Raw genomic sequence first — 15,452 nt, 5'->3', positions numbered from 1 at the left:
GCAAGGGAGGATTATAGTATGGAACAGCATCACGCACGTACTATTGGGGACGTCACTGAACAACGGGAACAGAATCAACATTTCGGGGAGGATCTGGGGAGAATCTTTGAGCTCAGCTTCAACACAGGCTTTCTAGCTGCCATCACTCAGCACGAGAAGGTTATAACTCATTTTGAAGACCTCTACACCAACGACCTGAAGCACCTGCGCAAACAGAGTTTGCTGAATGAGATATACAAGAGGACAGGAGTTATCAACCAGATAGACAAAGAGCAGTTGCAACGTTGGATCCTTTACTTCTCCCACAAAGGGTATCTCGCCGGCCTCAACCTCTTTACTGAATACCTGCAGTCGTTCGCGCACCACCGCAAAGATATGCCTCGAGAGATCGTCTATCTGCAATGCAATTTCTACGGTCAGAATAGTTTCTACATCTACAACAAAAACGATAAAGCCGCGGTGCGGGACCTGATGCAACAATTTCAAAGTTTTAAAGCAACCGAGTTCTCCATGAGCGAAGCGGAGATAAAAGAGCACGGCCGCAGAGGCAAATTCCTCAACGCAGATACCCTGCTCCTGCTTAAGTACGGCCGCCACTGGCGCATCCTCTGCATCGACCTCTCCGTCTTTTCGCTCCAACACCTCGACGAAGCCAGGGATTTGAGCAACATAGAAAACGTGCGCAACCTGCTGGGCGCAGAACTGTATTATAATCGGTCCAAAAGCGTCTTCAGCGACATGAGTATCGATACCGAAAAAGAGACCTTTACCAACGACCTTTTATCAGAACAACTCAAAACCTACTTCACAGCCTTCAAACGCAATGATAAAGAAACGGTCAAATTAATACAAGCAGCCAGCTATGCGGACGACTTTTATGCCTTTTTATTGCGCAAGGGTATTCTGACCGAAGCGGATAAAGTCCTCTTCAACATCATTGGCTATACAGACCGCGCCATCAACGCCATGTCGGTAAACCAGGATCAAGTATCATTACTGAAAACATGCGCCGAGATTTACCGACACCACACCAACGATAAAGATATTGGCGAGGCACGTGATGCGGTACTGAGTAAGGTTCAAAGGGCAGCACGCAAAGGGTTCGGCGGCCAAAGGGACTTTGTAGAAAGGCTGGTTCACCTGGTAGACATCGGTGACGGCCCGCACTGGCACATTCACTCCGAGACCATTGAAGGCTTTTTAAATACGCGTGAGCCCATTAGAGAGAAGGATTTGAGCCCCAACCTGCGCACCGAGCTCACGCCCGAAGAATACACCAACCAGAACATTCTCAATGTGCACGCCTTATTAACCAGCAAAGAGTTACGAGGAAATGCCCCCTACCTCTTTCTGACCGGCAATCCAGGTATCGGGAAAACAACCGCCATTGTCAACTTCCTGAAACGGGCTCGCCAGAGTGGCGAGGGCTTTCTGTTTCTGTATATCAGTCCACGCAAGCAGGTCAATCTCGATATCATCCAGAAGTTCCGCGAAACGACGGATACAGAGCCCCCCTGCTCCAACATCTTCGGGATTACCTCGAATTCGCTGATCATTCGTAACCACGGCGGGCAAAAAACAGTGCATTACTACTCGGACCAGCGCAACGACACCTTCCGAGAAAAAAATGTCACCTTCATCCACGCTGAGAGCAACGAGGCACAACGACAACAAGCTCGCGCCCGCCAACTCGAAGAGATCCAGGAAGGACTGTTAATCGACAAAGGGGAACGGATCAGCGGCGTACTGGATAGTCTCTGCACAGCACTCCATGTGACATTAGAGAAACCTCAGACACAGGCCATCGTTGCAACGGTTGCCGTTCAATCGCTGAAACGGTTAAAGGACGCGCAGAAAACGACGCTCCATCACCTGAATACCATCTTCAAAGGTGTCTATAACGACCGAGGGCAGGTTATCCCGGAGAAACTGCGGGAACTGAGCCAGAACATCAGGCATCTCTTCATCATGATCGACGAAGTGACCGGCGATGAGAGCGGCGTCCAATTTCTACATGGATTACATACGTTCTTGCAGGATCGCGAGCTACTCACCTCATCACAAATCAACACCAAAATTATCGTTGCCGACGCTTCAATCGTCGATCCCCAAATCATCAAACAACACCTTGAAGATATCGCTTACGAACCAGATAAAATCTACTTCCATCGGGTCTCGCCAGACTCAAATCAGTCATACCCACTACACCGAGAAGCTTTTCACTTCCTCCGCAAACCAGCAACAGTTATTAATGCGAACGCCTATCCAGCCAGTAAGCTTCATATCACCTATAAAGTAGGCGTAGATGCGCTGCAACTCGACACAACGACATTCACCGAGCGAAGTAAACAGCTAGAGCAAGAGAAAAAGCAACGTATCGTAACCGACATTCTTTCCACCCTGGAGAACAAGAACGTTGCTCAGCAGTTGGTCTACATTCAGGATAAGCAGCGCCTATCCGAGCTCATTCAGATCATCAAGAGAGCACGAGGTCACTTTGAACCCAACGCTGATTACCTTGAGATTCACGCCAACGTCTCAGAGCAAGACAAAAAGGATATTGCGCAGTTTCGCAAGACTGCCAAAGTCGTCTTCATGACAGCTTCAGCCAGTCGCGGACTCTCTTTTCCTGAAGCTACACGCATTCTCATCGATATTCCTCATTTCGAAATTGAACAAAATCTCATGGAGATCCTCCAGGTAATCTATAGGGGACGTGGCGATAAGTACCGCGATCAAGAGGAAAAACACCTGCTCTTTTACCTCACCGACCAGGTCATCTACACCAATAGCGCCGACCGCTCCTACACTGTGCGCGAAAGTATGATCCATCTCCTCAACGTCCTGCTCATTCTTAAAACCTCGATGATGACACGTATCGCGGGATACCTGAAATTGGGTATTGACCAATACTTCATGATGATACCCATCGGGGGAAAATCTGTGTATGCTGCAGGGGAAACTTTTACCTCGCGCATCAGCAATTTGATACGTGAAGCACAGACGCTCAGCCATCGCTTCTACAGCGACAAAAGGCTCTCAGTTGTGCAGGAGAGCCTGATGCGTACCCTGGAAAACGTACACATCAGCCTGCGTCCACTCGCAGTGCGGACGCAAGAAGAAGATGAGATAAAACGGCACAACTACATCGCGTTGATATCGACCTTCGCACACGAATTTGACCGCAGGATGCGTCAGGGCTTCGACCAGCTATTAACGCTCCCCCCACTAGAGATTGCACACGTCAACGGGAGTGTTCTCGTCGTGCCCATCGTAAACATGTCGATGCAAGAAGCATACTGGATGCAATTTGAGGAGGTCCTGAAACGGAATAGGGCATTAGGTATCGATCTTTTGACTGCAATGAAAGATTTAAGCACAGATCCGCGCTACCCGCCCAGCTTTCAGAGTGCGCTCAAAGATGGTATTGCTCTGATTAAGGCACTACAGGATATGGCAGATCACAAAATTCCGCACTACGAACAAGAGAGCAGTCATACCGATCAACACTACGCCCTACCATTATCCGTTTTCCTGCTGCATAAAGAAATGAGTGACCACTTCAAGGGAGAACATGAGCCACAAGATCAGGAAAACCCACTGCGACTCCCATTTCACACGCTTCTGGCACGCTACATACGTACGCTTTATCCCGCGGACAGCATGCTACCCATTGGGCAGCAATACGACGAATTTCCCTTTCTCGTTTTCCGCAGTTTAAACGCCAGTGAAGCTCGTAGCAAGATATTTACAGGCAAATATCTGTTCATGTCACGGGAGCTGAACATCATCAATATGCTCCTCTCTAGTATGCGAGAATAGCACAAGGTAGTCCAGAAGGCTGCAAGGAGGAAGTATGCCTACGAATCCGTCTTCACCTCCCATCGAAGTGAAGCTGAGCTACAACATAGACAAAACTGTTCCTCGTAACCTCTTTGTCCATGTTCATAATGTTCCAGAAGATGCCCAGGTACAGATTGAGTATCGTGGAAATGAAGTTCCTGCGACACATACCAATGGATATGTAAGAGTCGGTTTCTGGATATCCGAGAATGAGCCAGTGCGACTCTCGGTAAGGCGTGGCGAGACGTTCATCGCTGAGACAGAGTATCTCGTCCATGCTGGTAAGGTATTTGAACGTGCCAACCAGAAATTTCGCCCCCATCTCACACAGATCGCTATCGGAATTTTTGGGTAAAGACTTCACTATTCTTTAAAAACGCGATATGTTAAATGCTGCAAATGGTGGACGGGCTGGTCTACAACCTGGAACGGCAAGTCATCGTAGGGCTCATCCCACGCTCCGCTCCCCCGTGCGCACTCAAGCCTCTCGCCCGTACAGCGAGAGGAGGCGATCACGCTCTTACAGCTACCTATAAAATTGCCCTGGGTCACTGTCTTGTGAAGTTTGCGGATGAGGGAACAACACATGTTTCGATGACTGAGTGAGCAAAGAAGTTTTTGATCTTTACGCTGAGAAGCTAGAAAAGGGCAAGCCTCAGTTACATCATCCTTCTCGGCAGACTATATTGGAATGGCCCCGGCGCTTTGCCAGCGACGCAATGTACACTCGCACGCTGGCAAACTGCGATGCAGAAGAATTGGCACGTGTGATCGCTCAGGTGCTCCTCAAAGCGCAGGCCAGGGAGACGAACGCGAACGGACTCGCAAGCGGCTGAGGCTTTGAGCCAGGCGGTTGTTGATACACCTCTCGCTAATGGCTCCCTGGAACGAGATCTTCTCGACACTCCTGGCGTAGACGTAATGTATTTCTGATTCTTTAATCAGAATGTTATCAATTTTCATCAGGGGGATAAAAATGTTTGCAGATACCCTCACAGTGCTCAGAGCCCATCACGAAGCGGGGCACGCTGTCGTAGGACACGCGCTTGGACGATGCATCGAATCCGTCGCACTCCTGAGTGGTGAAGACGGATATGGAGGCTACTGCCGTTTTAGTGCCTACATTGAAGACGCAAATGGACATCCAGAGTGGAATGAGAAAAGCGCAAATCCTGATCTTATCACGATCTACTACGCTGGGATGCTGTCCACCGCGTCTTATTGCTCTTTCTATCTCGCGTTGGATGAAGAGGATGATAGCGTCAGCTATCCTGAAGGAAGCGAGCGAGATGATTTGGAACGAATTAAAGAAATACTTTCCCAGATGGATATCGACCAGCAGCAACGCGAGGCTATAACAGATATGTGCTGGACACAGGCACAAACAATCCTTTCAGACTACTCCATGGCTGTCGATAAAGTGGCTGCTATGCTCGCAAAACGAGGGTCGCTCACAGGGCACGCTGCTCATCGCCTGATTTGGCAAGTGGTTGGGTATCCTGATACTGATTGGCGGTTTGTGGCTTTAGGTATCAACAAGAAGTAGATCGATTCATCTGTACACCGGGGCATTGAGCACGACAGCACCACATACATGATCAAGGAGCAGGACCTGGCAGCGCTCCCTCCTGGAATAAGGCTTCTCAAATGCGCTGCCGATATGGCCCATGCTCAGTTTGGCGAATTGCTCAAAAGCTTCTCGTTGCCGAAGCACTAGCGAGACCTCAAACGCCGCGACCTGATGGCAAAGTCTTTTGCCAATACAGCCACGCCGAAAACCGCCGAGAGCGAAAAAGAGCGCCTGAGACTCAAAAAAATCGCATACTCAAGCAGCACAGAGAGGGGTACATTGAGGACGAAGAGTTTGAAGGCGAAATGGCTGCTATCACCCTCGCACTCAAAACACTTGATGTTCCAGAAGTGAGGGGAAGTCACCTACGACGAGGTGATAGAAGCAAGTGAACATCTCTCGGGCATGGCCGCCTTGTGGGATGTTGCCACACCCGAAGAGCGGTATGAAATGGTCACGATTCTCTTGGAGCCTGAGGGATTGTATTATGACACCGAATTGAAAATGATTGCCGCACTCAAACCACGCCTGGCATTCCTGCACATTTTACGTCTGCTTCAAGGCGTTTTTGAATACAAAAAACCAGTGAACTGCTTGTGACAATTCACTGGTCGCAACGGAACCGACGGGCGACGAACCACCGGTCGCACCTGGCCTTGATCCCTATTGAGAAGTTGTTCGCTGGTCGCGGTGATATTCTGATATATACGCCCAAACCCAGTTCTGATTATGCTCAATCTGGTACCCATTTGAACAGGTCCTTGTGAATCCAATAGGCATTCCTTTATCGCAACGACGCCCAGGATCACATCATCCCCGATGGAAATTTCCACACGTTGAATGACAGACCATGCTACGACGTATCACGGAGAATCACGAGCCACGGCGCAAAGTTGCAAAAGCATATGGCGTCTCACATGAGACGGTCAGGCGTACGGTTCTTGCCGCTCGCCAAAGGGAAAGAGAATGAGTCATTCTACCATTTCACCACTAGTATCTGACAAAGGAGGCGATCGAGCAAATTACGTGCGGCTCTCTGCTTGCGTCGTCCGCGTTTTGGTTTTCCCGCCACATCTGGAGGGGGGCTGGCCTGTTCGCCCAGAAGCAGCGTTTGGCCATTGAAGAGGGGGCGATGCCGGTCCCATTGAGGTCGAGATTTTTAATCACGCGATCTGGCATACACCAGGAGATGAAGTGCTGCACCTGATGAAAGAGCGCTATCTCGCATATGTGTAGAGAATGATAGGAGAGGGCAAAGGTTAGCCGCGTCAATGATCCAGGTTATTGGATAACCTTTATCTTTGTCCCTTTTATCCATAATGTGAGCCAGTAAGTTATTCCCAAGGGAGTGAGGATACCGGCCTCGGCAGCCATCAAGCTAATATCCCACCCGTAGCCAAAACCAAATCCCCACTCGACATGAGATACCCAATTGACCAGGAAGGTTAAGATGGCAAGACCGAGCCAGATAATAGATCCCCACAGGTTAGATCCCCAAATTAATTCCCATGGATCGTCTAGATCATCGAGAAACCCCACGACCGAGACGAAAAGACCCATGCCTCCTCCAACGATTAGGCCAATGTACAACTGTCGGTCGAGCCACACCCGCTGGCTCAAGCCCAACAAGAAGAAATTACTGGTCTCTGAAGGATGTGTGAAGGAGGAGGTATAGGCAGCCAGGCCTGCAGCTCCGGCGGCACTGATCAGCGCTATGATGATCATAATAGAGATATGTACCACCTTGCGGTAGGCAGTTAGATAGGTAAGGAGCGTAGCAACAAGTACCGTTCCCATAGACCATAACCAGGGGTAAGGGACACTCGACCTGATGATAGTATCTGCACCAATCCCCAGCCCGGCGAGCAAGGCGAAAGCAGTAAACCAGGGGAGATATGGCTCATCCCAAGTACCCAAAGTTTCATTAAGGAACTCGTTGCGTGTTTTGACGTTAAGCGGGGCATGGACTGGTTGTGGAGTCGGTCCAGATGGATTGTTGAGAGTTCTAAGCGAGGACTGGCTCTGGCTAAGCCGAGAGAATTTGAGGGGAGCCGTAGACTTGTTTGATGGCCGTAAGAACTGACGTGCCAAAAGAGACCGTTGATTTTCTGACTGATCAGCAGGTTTTTCTAGAGCCTCTTCCACTTTGGGAACTTGCTCATCCACAGCTTTCTGCTTTTCTTCGCCTGAATGTGGCATTTCCAACTCAGAAGCACTGTGAACAGGCTGAGCTTCTCCCCGACGAATGAGCGTCTCATCAGCTTCAAGGGCATCTTTATCCTGAGCTTTGCTCGCCTGTTCCTCAGTAGCTTTACGGGGCTGGTACTTCTCAAACCAGGGATTAGGGAAGAAGGGAATATCCGCCACGTCACCTTCGCTCTGGTCTGGGGAAAGGACAACGGGCAGGGGAGCATTCCGTATCTCATGCAACAGATCTGCTGCGTTGTCCTTCACATCGCGCAACGACAAATATTCCTGCTGTATTGCCGTTCCCTCAACCAGCGTATCCAGAAAAGCCTTGCTGAACATCGTCCAACTGCCATCGGGGAGAAGCCGAGAGGGCGACGTGTGGCTAGATGAACAGAGGAGCGTTGTGCCTTTGCTGGGGAAACCGCGTGTTTTCCGTTTTACCTCAAACGCCTCGATGGTCTTTTGTTGAGCTACCTGGTCGGGCCCTCCGGCTTGAAAGTCACGAAATGCAGCGGCAGCAAAACAGCAATCCAGGATAATCATGCGGCGGAGATGACGTGCCCGCTCGGCCAGCGTATCAGCCAACGACAGCACCTGCATGCTCGATGCTCGCGGATTCTCCGTGCGAGTCCGGCGAATAGCCAGAAAAAAGTCTGAGTCGCGTCCAACAAAGCCACCATGGCCGATAAAGTAGAGCAAGAGATCTCTCCCCGTGTTCCCAGCGGCTTTCATGGTTGTCAGACGTTGCTCGAGAAATTGTCCAATCGCCGCGTCCAACTCATCAGCGCTTTTGTCTGAATCGAAGAGATCAAGTAGATTCTCAGCAGGGAGTCCAAAGGGCCTGGGCTTGAGAAAATACGCCTTGAGCCTCCGCGCGGCATTGGCAAACGCCTCCGAACTTGGGAACTCAGGATAAAACGGCCACGCACTGGCACCCAATAAAATCACTAGGGTTGTTTGTGGCGAGGGTTCCTGTGCTTCCATGCCGACGAGTTATCCTCTTTCAGAAAATTCTTTAGTGTTTCTTGAGCAGCAGTTCTGCTAGCTCGCCCGCTTTTTTGCTTGTAATGTTTCGCACCACGATCTCTTCATTGGCTCCCTTGATCGTGATGGAAGCTTTATTACGCAGTGCCAGCCAATTGCCAATGGCAGTGACAATTGCAGCAGCAGCAGGAGTTCCCACAAGCAGCACAAGCGTTCCCCCGAAGTCCTGTGTCAGAGGATCATCGCGTTTGCGTTGTACTTCGACATCAGGTGAAGCATCAAGCAACATCTGTCTCAATTCCTCGGCAAAGCGATTGGCGTCAGCAGGCGAGACTTGATCTGTGTCATCAAAAGTGATGGTGTATATTTGCTCGTTCAGGACAATTCGCTCCTTTTGATGTGAGAAGAGTCAGACAATCATATCGCCTCTCTATTATACGGATTACCTCATGAAGTTGCCAAAGAGTTATTTCTGCACATCAGGGCAAAGTAAAAGTCAGGGCCGAGCCAGGACCAGACGAACGACCTGATGCGGGTGAGCATCAAACGAGCGCATCTGTCCGGCCACATTGGGCACCTCCAACAGATCAAACAAGCCGAGTACAAAACTGTTGAGGACAGCCAACACGCGAGGAGCAATGGAAGAAGGCACGGGCCAAGCGGGCATCTCGCGGGGAACGGTCCAGCGGTTGGTTGAGCAAGAAGGCATCGAGCGGCAGACGAGCCAGAAGCTCTCGCTCGAGCAGCGGGAAGAGGCGTTTCGGTTCCTGGACGAGGGGGTATCGCTCAGGCAGGTGGCTCGGCAGTTCGGCGTCAACCCCGAGTCGCTTCGGCGCTTGGCCATGAGGCACAAGCCCTCGTAAACACAAAAACGCCGACACTCGATGAGTGTCGGCGTGTCCCACTGGGGGAGCGAGACGGAACCGACGGGCATTCATACCTTCATCCCAGGCCCGCCTGTTTCGCTCTGGAAACAGCCTGAGCGCGGTCAACAACCTGGAGTTTACTGAAGATATTGGAGATGTGATTGCTCACAGTCTTTGGGCTTAAAGTCAGGACATCGGCAATCTGGGCATTGCTTTTGCCATCGACAATGAGAGCCAGCACCTCCCGCTCGCGCTCGGTCAGGTCAGGAAAAGCCTGCTCAGGGATGATTGGGCGCATATTGGCAAAATACTGCATGAGCCGCTGTGCGATCTGTGGGCTAAAGATGGCCTCCCCGTGAGCGACGACCGTAATCGCACGCAGTACCTCCGCCTTTCCGGCGCCTTTCAGCAGGTAGCCGCGTGCTCCTGCACGCATGGCTCCAAAGACGGAATCGTCATCGCCAAGCATCGTCAGCACCAGGATGCCAATGTGAGGACTGGTTTGTAATATGCGGCGCGTCGCCTCGATGCCATTGAGCTTTGGCATGTACAGGTCCATCAGGATGATGTCCGGTTGCAGATCGAGCGCCATCGTCACTGACTCTTCGCCATTACCTGCTTCTCCCACAATGGTTATGTCGTGCAGAGAGGTGAGTAGCGCTCGTAAGCCCTCACGAACAAGCGGGTGGTCATCAACAAGCAGGATACGCAAGGGCTCTCTGACATCTAGCATCACTCCTTCCTTAAAGGGATGCGTGCGAAAACACGTGTTCCGTGAGGCGCTACATCTTCTACAATGCATGATCCTCCCAGTTCCTCGGCCCGTTCGCGCATGGCGGTCATACCCACGCCAGCACGACAGCCAGCAGTTCGACCAGGCCCATCATCCTGCACTTCGGCGGTTAGCACATCATCTAAGAGGTCGAGGCGAATTGCGCAGGTTGTGGCCCTGGCATGCTTGATAACATTGGCCAGGGCCTCGAGCACAATGCGGTAGATGGCGACCTCGACGGCAGCTGGTAGCAGCGGCAACGGCTCAGGGGCATCGAGGGAGACCAGCACGTTCTTGAGGGTGTACTGTGCCACGTATTCACGGAGCGCGGCCACCAGTCCCCACTCGTCCAGGATAGGTGGGCGGAGATTGTAGACGAGGCGACGGATATCATCGATGGATGCCTGTGTCTGTGCTCTCACCTCTGCCAGCAATGTCCGTGCGGTACCAGGATCGCGCTCGAGCAGCTCATCCGTCGCGTCCATTTTGAACATCACGCTGGTGAGGGCAGATCCTAACCCATCGTGCAGATCACGGCGCAAGCGGCGACGTTCCTCTTCTCGCGCCGTGACCAGACGTTCACGCGCACGCTGCAGATCGGAGGTAAGTCGGACCGCGTGCGTGGCAAGGCCCGCGTGACGCGCGAGCTCGTCCAGCAAGCGTCTATCTCCCGTGGTAAAGGCCTCTCCTGGTGTGCGTGGAGCCAGGAGCAACTGGCCAATGGTCTCACCATGGTAGGTAAGTGAAAACAACAGGGGATCGTCGATGGGCTTGCCGTAGCTTGCTACGACAGTGAATGCACCTTCCTGCTCTAACGAGATCGCTACATAGGGGAGTTTCAGTGCCTGGGCGACGGTTTCCACAATGGTTGGCAGCACGGTTTCAGGCGCGAGCGTCCCCTCCAGGCGCTGACTGAGACGTGTTACAACCACGTATGGCTCGTCACGTTCACCATACATCAGGCGGTTGACCCCTCGCTGCAGGCGTTCGCGCAACGGCTGGAAGAGGATCGCAATCAGGGCGGTTGCCAGCAGCGCGATGAAGAGGTTATCACTCATCCGAAAAAGCGTGCTCAGATACCCTACCACCAGGATATAGATGCCGATAACGCAAGTCGAAAGCCCGCCATAGACTAGCGTGCGGTTGATGACGAGGTCGATGTCCCACAAGCCAGAACGCAAGATCGCGATACCTATAGAAAGCGGAATACAGAGCAGGAAGAGAGGAATGGCAGTCTCACCAACGAAGTAAGCGAAGGTACCAGGATGGAAGAATGAAGGGAAAAATGTCCCAGAAATAATTACGCCAAGAAAGCCAACAATGGCGATGCTACAGCCGAAGACAACCCAGCGCGTTTGCTGACGCTGAAGTGGGATGGATACCTTTCGATAGCGGTACACCTGCACAGCTACCAGACTGAGCAACAAAGGGAAAAATAGCAAGTTCGAGAACAAAGATAAGGTGGGAAAGGGGAAGAAATCAGTGATTCCTTCGTGAATCACCCAGCCGATCATGAACCAGCGTGTCCAGGCTGGAGCAAACCTGCCGCCGGGGAACAGATAGAAAAAGAGACTAAGGCTGATGCCGCTGAAGAAAGCAATACTGTGAACCGTAAACGACCAGGTTAAAGGAAGCGTTGCCGGCTGGAACATGACGCCTAAGGGAGTGGTAACCAGGGCGAATGAAGTAAACAACGCCACAGGGTCATCGACCTTGCGCCAGAACAGCAGACCACCAACTGTTAAAAAGCCAAGCAGAAAGATGGCATTGAGCACAATATGATAGATCACATAGAAGTTGACGGAGAGGCCCAGCGCATGAAGGTCACGCACTCCCTGTTGAGTAAGTTGTCCTGCGTTCAGGTCTACGACGACGCCAGTCGTGAGGGTATGAAGGAAGGCAGCATAGGTGGGAATACTGGCGATGAACAGCACGACGACGAGTCCCACCACGACAAGCCACGTGATGCGTGCGATGACAAGCCAGGGACCATGCAGACGCCTGTCAGGAGTACCTGGTCGACTGAGATGTGTGCTGGCCCGGGCCGATGGAGTAGGGACATGCATACCTATCCTCCTCGTCTTACTCCAAAGAGTGCAAATCAGGTTCCAGGTTCTTTTTCTATTCTACCTGATGAGGTATTCTTCTGTACAGTGTAAGATATAGACGCCTCAAGTCGATCAACTTAAGGCGCCTGGTCTCTTCCCATTTAGACCCGTGTAGCACTGGCGGAGAACTCTGACTGTACCCTGGCATCATGCCGTTCCGACGACAGCAGAGCTACAGCCAGGCAAATCCGATCATCACCAACATGAAACCAAGGTTAGCAATGGGCGATTGGAAAAAGTCACCGACAACTTGAATAACGCTACCCATGAGCAAAACCCCAGTCCATCGGGGCAGGATGGAGGCGCGTATAGTTGCCAGGCCGAGCGAGATGCCTCCCAGAGCTCCCAACAAACCGCCGACCATAAAAAAGATGCCCAGTCCGGGAGGCTCACTTTGCGCGAGCGCGGGCGCATGGGTTGCGATAAACGGGAGAAGAACAGCATTCAGTGCGCTGCCGAACGTACCCAGGATGAGAATATAGCAGATCATCAATGCGGTGCCGACTAAACCCAGGATGCCGGCTCGTTGTGCCTGCCTGGCATACATACCGGGCAGGCCCAGAATCACCAATGTTGCTCCAATAAACTGGGTGAGAGATCCGACAATGGCTATGCTGCTGGCCGGGTTACTGCTAAAAATGCCTAGAATGCCGCCAGCAATGGCCAGGACGCTGCCAATGAGCAGGCCGATTCCGCTCAAGCGCTGCAACGATGTGGATGACATAATCAATACCCCCCTTTACAGGTAATGCTTTCCATTAAGAGAAGCAGTTCCATCTCTGCTTCTCTTAATGGAAAGCATACCGGTTGGCGGTTTCCCGAGGCATGAGAGAAACTCCCATTTCGTCGGGAGAATTTCCAGGGGCATTTCCCGGTTTAATGCCCGGCGGAGGCATTTTAATTGTATAGAGATCGGTTTCAATACCACAATCACCGGGATGGTATGAGAGGCAACAGCACCGCAAGTTTCCATGCTGAGGCCAGTAACTACGCTCTAAATCTGGCACAGGTCGAACGCATATTTTAATGAGGCGAGCGGATCACCGAGGGGGCTAAACTCATGACCAATATAACCCATATACCCGGTTTCCTGAATGGCATGGATGATAGGGGGATAATAAAGCTCCTGGCTCTCATCGATCTCGTGGCGACCCGGATTGCCTGCGGTATGATAGTGCGCGAAGTAGGCGTGGTTCTCGCGAATAGTACGGATAATATCGCCTTCCATGATCTGCATATGATAGATATCGTACAGCAGGCGCACCGCTGGTGAGTCGACCAACCGACACACCTCAACGCCCCAGGCAACATGATCGCACTGGTAATCCCGGTGATTCACCTTGCTGTTGAGCAATTCCATAACGAGCATGACTCCGGCATCCTCAGCGGCTTTCGCCACTCGTCGTAGCCCCTCGGCAGTGATCTGCGCGCCAGTCTCGTCATCCAGGCCCGCGCGATTGCCGCTAAAGACGATCAGATTGCGAATCCCCCATTGCTCGGCCAGGGCAAGTTTCGCATATATCTCCTGCTCAATACGTGCGTGATGCTCGCGCCTATTTAGGCCTTCCTGAATAGAACGATGACCATCCACAGAGACAATGGAGAGTCCATGATCCTTGATACGCTGCCAGTATTCTTGCGGAACTAACTCTACACCTCTCAGGCCAATCTCCGCCGCAGCGTGAATCAACTTGTTCGCTTCTACATGCTGGGCGAAACCGCCCCACGAGAAAGATTGCTGTATCGTAGCCATAGTCTTGTCTACTCCTTCATCATATTTGTTGTTGGCGCAATTTGGGTAGTGGGCGCGTGTTCTGACGGCGCGACTCCGGTGGAGGAACGGACAACCAGGCGCGTTGAGAGTCGAACCTGGTGCTGAACCCAAGAGGTTGAAGTATCTTGTTGCCCCTGTTCGAGCACAATACGCACTGCCGCTTTTCCAATATCCGTCATTGGCAGTTCAACAGTGGTAAGCGGCGGCGTAAGATAGGGTGCATATGTGTTGTCAAAGCCGATAATTGAAATATCGTCGGGAACTCTCAGAGAGCGCTCATATATGGCCTGTAAGGCTCCAGTTGCCAGGATATCGCAGGTAGCAAAGATCGCTGTAGGTCTCCTGTCAAGTTGCAGAAATTGCCTGGTATACGTGTACCCATCACCCGAGTTGTCATCATGCTCCAGAGTATAGTAGCGGCCAAAAGCGATCAATTGCTCGTCCACCGGGATTTGATACTTTTGTAATGTATCCCGGTAGCCTGAAAACCGTTCTCCCTCAACCGATTTCAGGCACTCAACGAAAGCGGGGTCCTGGTGTACATAGGTTGGGCCAGCGCCAATATAGGCAATGCGTCGATGTCCAAGTGAGATAAGATGCTCTACTGCCGCCGCTGAACCAACATAGTTATCTACCGTTACTTGATGAGTGGGGATAGCGGTAGGTTGTTGCACTTGCACAACCTGGAGACCCGCATCTAGCGCGAGGCGCACGTTGGTCTCATCGACCGCCGAGGTGAAAAGAATCGCGTCCACGCGACGCTGAATGAGCGTCTCTACCCCTAGCCGTTCACGACGTGCATCTCCTTGCACATTAATCATCAGGACACTCCAGCCATGCTTCATTGCCTCCTGCTCAACGCCAAGCGCGACGCCCGCGTAGAACGGATTAGGCATAATGCTATGGAGGATATGGCCGATGGTGAGCGTTTGCTGTTTCCGTAATCCCTGAGCTACAACGTTGATACGATAGCCCGTTTCCCGAATGGCCGCCTCAACCTGTTTGCGGGTCTCTTCCGCGATATACCCCTGGTCGTGCAGGACACGAGCTACAGTGGCGGTAGAGACTCCAGCCTTCCTGGCAACGTCTTTTAGCGTTACATTTCTTTTTTCCATAGTAGAAAAGGAAACCTGTTCTTCATTATCTGTATGATATCGATGACACTTAAAGCATACTTATCCCCTCCCTTTTTGTCAAGAAGCCTGCCGTTTCCTTGGAATTTCTCCCTTCAATTACCTTGACAAATAAGTGAAGAGTAAGTTATGCTTCCTATGTCATCGATGACATATAGCAAGATGTATACATCGCATGCTGCACCTTCTGAGCAAGAGAGCCGCTCAGAACT

At 51.7% G+C, this 15,452-nt stretch carries 13 protein-coding genes; 6 read left to right on the top strand and 7 right to left on the bottom strand.

Annotation, left to right across the window (positions count from 1 at the left end):
* Positions 1–18: 18 nt before the first annotated feature.
* The 5 genes from JMJ16_RS27485 (at position 19) to JMJ16_RS27465 (ending at position 6,013) form a co-directional block, all read left to right on the top strand.
* The gene (locus tag JMJ16_RS27485) at positions 19–3,822 is read left to right on the top strand and encodes a helicase-related protein (protein ID WP_201386768.1); all 3,804 of its coding nucleotides are present in this window, start codon (positions 19–21) and stop codon (positions 3,820–3,822) included.
* 34 nt (positions 3,823–3,856) lie between these two features.
* Entirely contained in the window at positions 3,857–4,198 is a 342-nt protein-coding gene (locus tag JMJ16_RS27480) for a hypothetical protein (protein WP_201386767.1), read from the top strand.
* A 247-nt stretch (positions 4,199–4,445) separates the two neighbouring features.
* Entirely contained in the window at positions 4,446–4,679 is a 234-nt protein-coding gene (locus JMJ16_RS27475; protein WP_201386766.1) for a hypothetical protein, read from the top strand.
* Between the two features lie 140 nt (positions 4,680–4,819).
* Complete coding sequence (locus JMJ16_RS27470) at positions 4,820–5,389, top strand: hypothetical protein (protein ID WP_201386765.1); 570 nt, start codon at positions 4,820–4,822, stop codon at positions 5,387–5,389.
* Positions 5,390–5,788: 399 nt separating this feature from the next.
* Positions 5,789–6,013, top strand: coding sequence for a hypothetical protein (locus JMJ16_RS27465; protein ID WP_201386764.1), 225 nt, complete (start codon positions 5,789–5,791; stop codon positions 6,011–6,013).
* Positions 6,014–6,694: 681 nt separating this feature from the next.
* Here the strand turns inward: JMJ16_RS27465 and JMJ16_RS27460 are convergent.
* Positions 6,695–8,587: a caspase family protein gene (locus JMJ16_RS27460; RefSeq protein WP_201386763.1), complete on the bottom strand. Its 1,893-nt coding sequence runs from the start codon at positions 8,585–8,587 to the stop codon at positions 6,695–6,697.
* Positions 8,588–8,618: 31 nt separating this feature from the next.
* Positions 8,619–8,876 carry a hypothetical protein gene (locus JMJ16_RS27455; protein WP_201386762.1) on the bottom strand — a complete coding sequence of 86 codons (258 nt, stop codon included), beginning with the start codon at positions 8,874–8,876 and terminating at the stop codon, positions 8,619–8,621.
* A gap of 349 nt (positions 8,877–9,225) precedes the next feature.
* Here JMJ16_RS27455 and JMJ16_RS27450 point away from each other — a divergent pair, with 349 nt between their 5' ends.
* Positions 9,226–9,450 carry a helix-turn-helix domain-containing protein gene (locus JMJ16_RS27450; RefSeq protein ID WP_201389169.1) on the top strand — a complete coding sequence of 75 codons (225 nt, stop codon included), beginning with the start codon at positions 9,226–9,228 and terminating at the stop codon, positions 9,448–9,450.
* Positions 9,451–9,529: 79 nt separating this feature from the next.
* Here JMJ16_RS27450 and JMJ16_RS27445 read toward each other — a convergent pair whose 3' ends face one another.
* The 5 genes from JMJ16_RS27445 to JMJ16_RS27425 all read right to left on the bottom strand — a co-directional run bounded on the left by JMJ16_RS27445 (position 9,530) and on the right by JMJ16_RS27425 (position 15,222).
* Positions 9,530–10,186 carry a response regulator transcription factor gene (locus tag JMJ16_RS27445; RefSeq protein ID WP_201386760.1) on the bottom strand — a complete coding sequence of 219 codons (657 nt, stop codon included), beginning with the start codon at positions 10,184–10,186 and terminating at the stop codon, positions 9,530–9,532.
* Positions 10,186–12,291 carry a sensor histidine kinase gene (locus JMJ16_RS27440; RefSeq protein ID WP_201386758.1) on the bottom strand — a complete coding sequence of 702 codons (2,106 nt, stop codon included), beginning with the start codon at positions 12,289–12,291 and terminating at the stop codon, positions 10,186–10,188. Before JMJ16_RS27440 ends, JMJ16_RS27445 begins: the two co-directional genes overlap by 1 nt.
* 214 nt (positions 12,292–12,505) lie before the next feature.
* Positions 12,506–13,057: a hypothetical protein gene (locus tag JMJ16_RS27435; protein ID WP_201386756.1), complete on the bottom strand. Its 552-nt coding sequence runs from the start codon at positions 13,055–13,057 to the stop codon at positions 12,506–12,508.
* A gap of 270 nt (positions 13,058–13,327) precedes the next feature.
* Positions 13,328–14,086 carry a hydroxypyruvate isomerase family protein gene (locus JMJ16_RS27430; protein WP_201380087.1) on the bottom strand — a complete coding sequence of 253 codons (759 nt, stop codon included), beginning with the start codon at positions 14,084–14,086 and terminating at the stop codon, positions 13,328–13,330.
* A gap of 8 nt (positions 14,087–14,094) precedes the next feature.
* Positions 14,095–15,222 (bottom strand): LacI family DNA-binding transcriptional regulator, encoded by a 1,128-nt coding sequence (locus JMJ16_RS27425; protein ID WP_201386754.1) that lies wholly within the window; start codon positions 15,220–15,222, stop codon positions 14,095–14,097.
* Positions 15,223–15,452 lie beyond the last annotated feature (230 nt).

This window comes from Ktedonobacter sp. SOSP1-52, from assembly GCF_016587395.1.
This window is presented reverse-complemented; position numbering and strand designations above follow the sequence as displayed.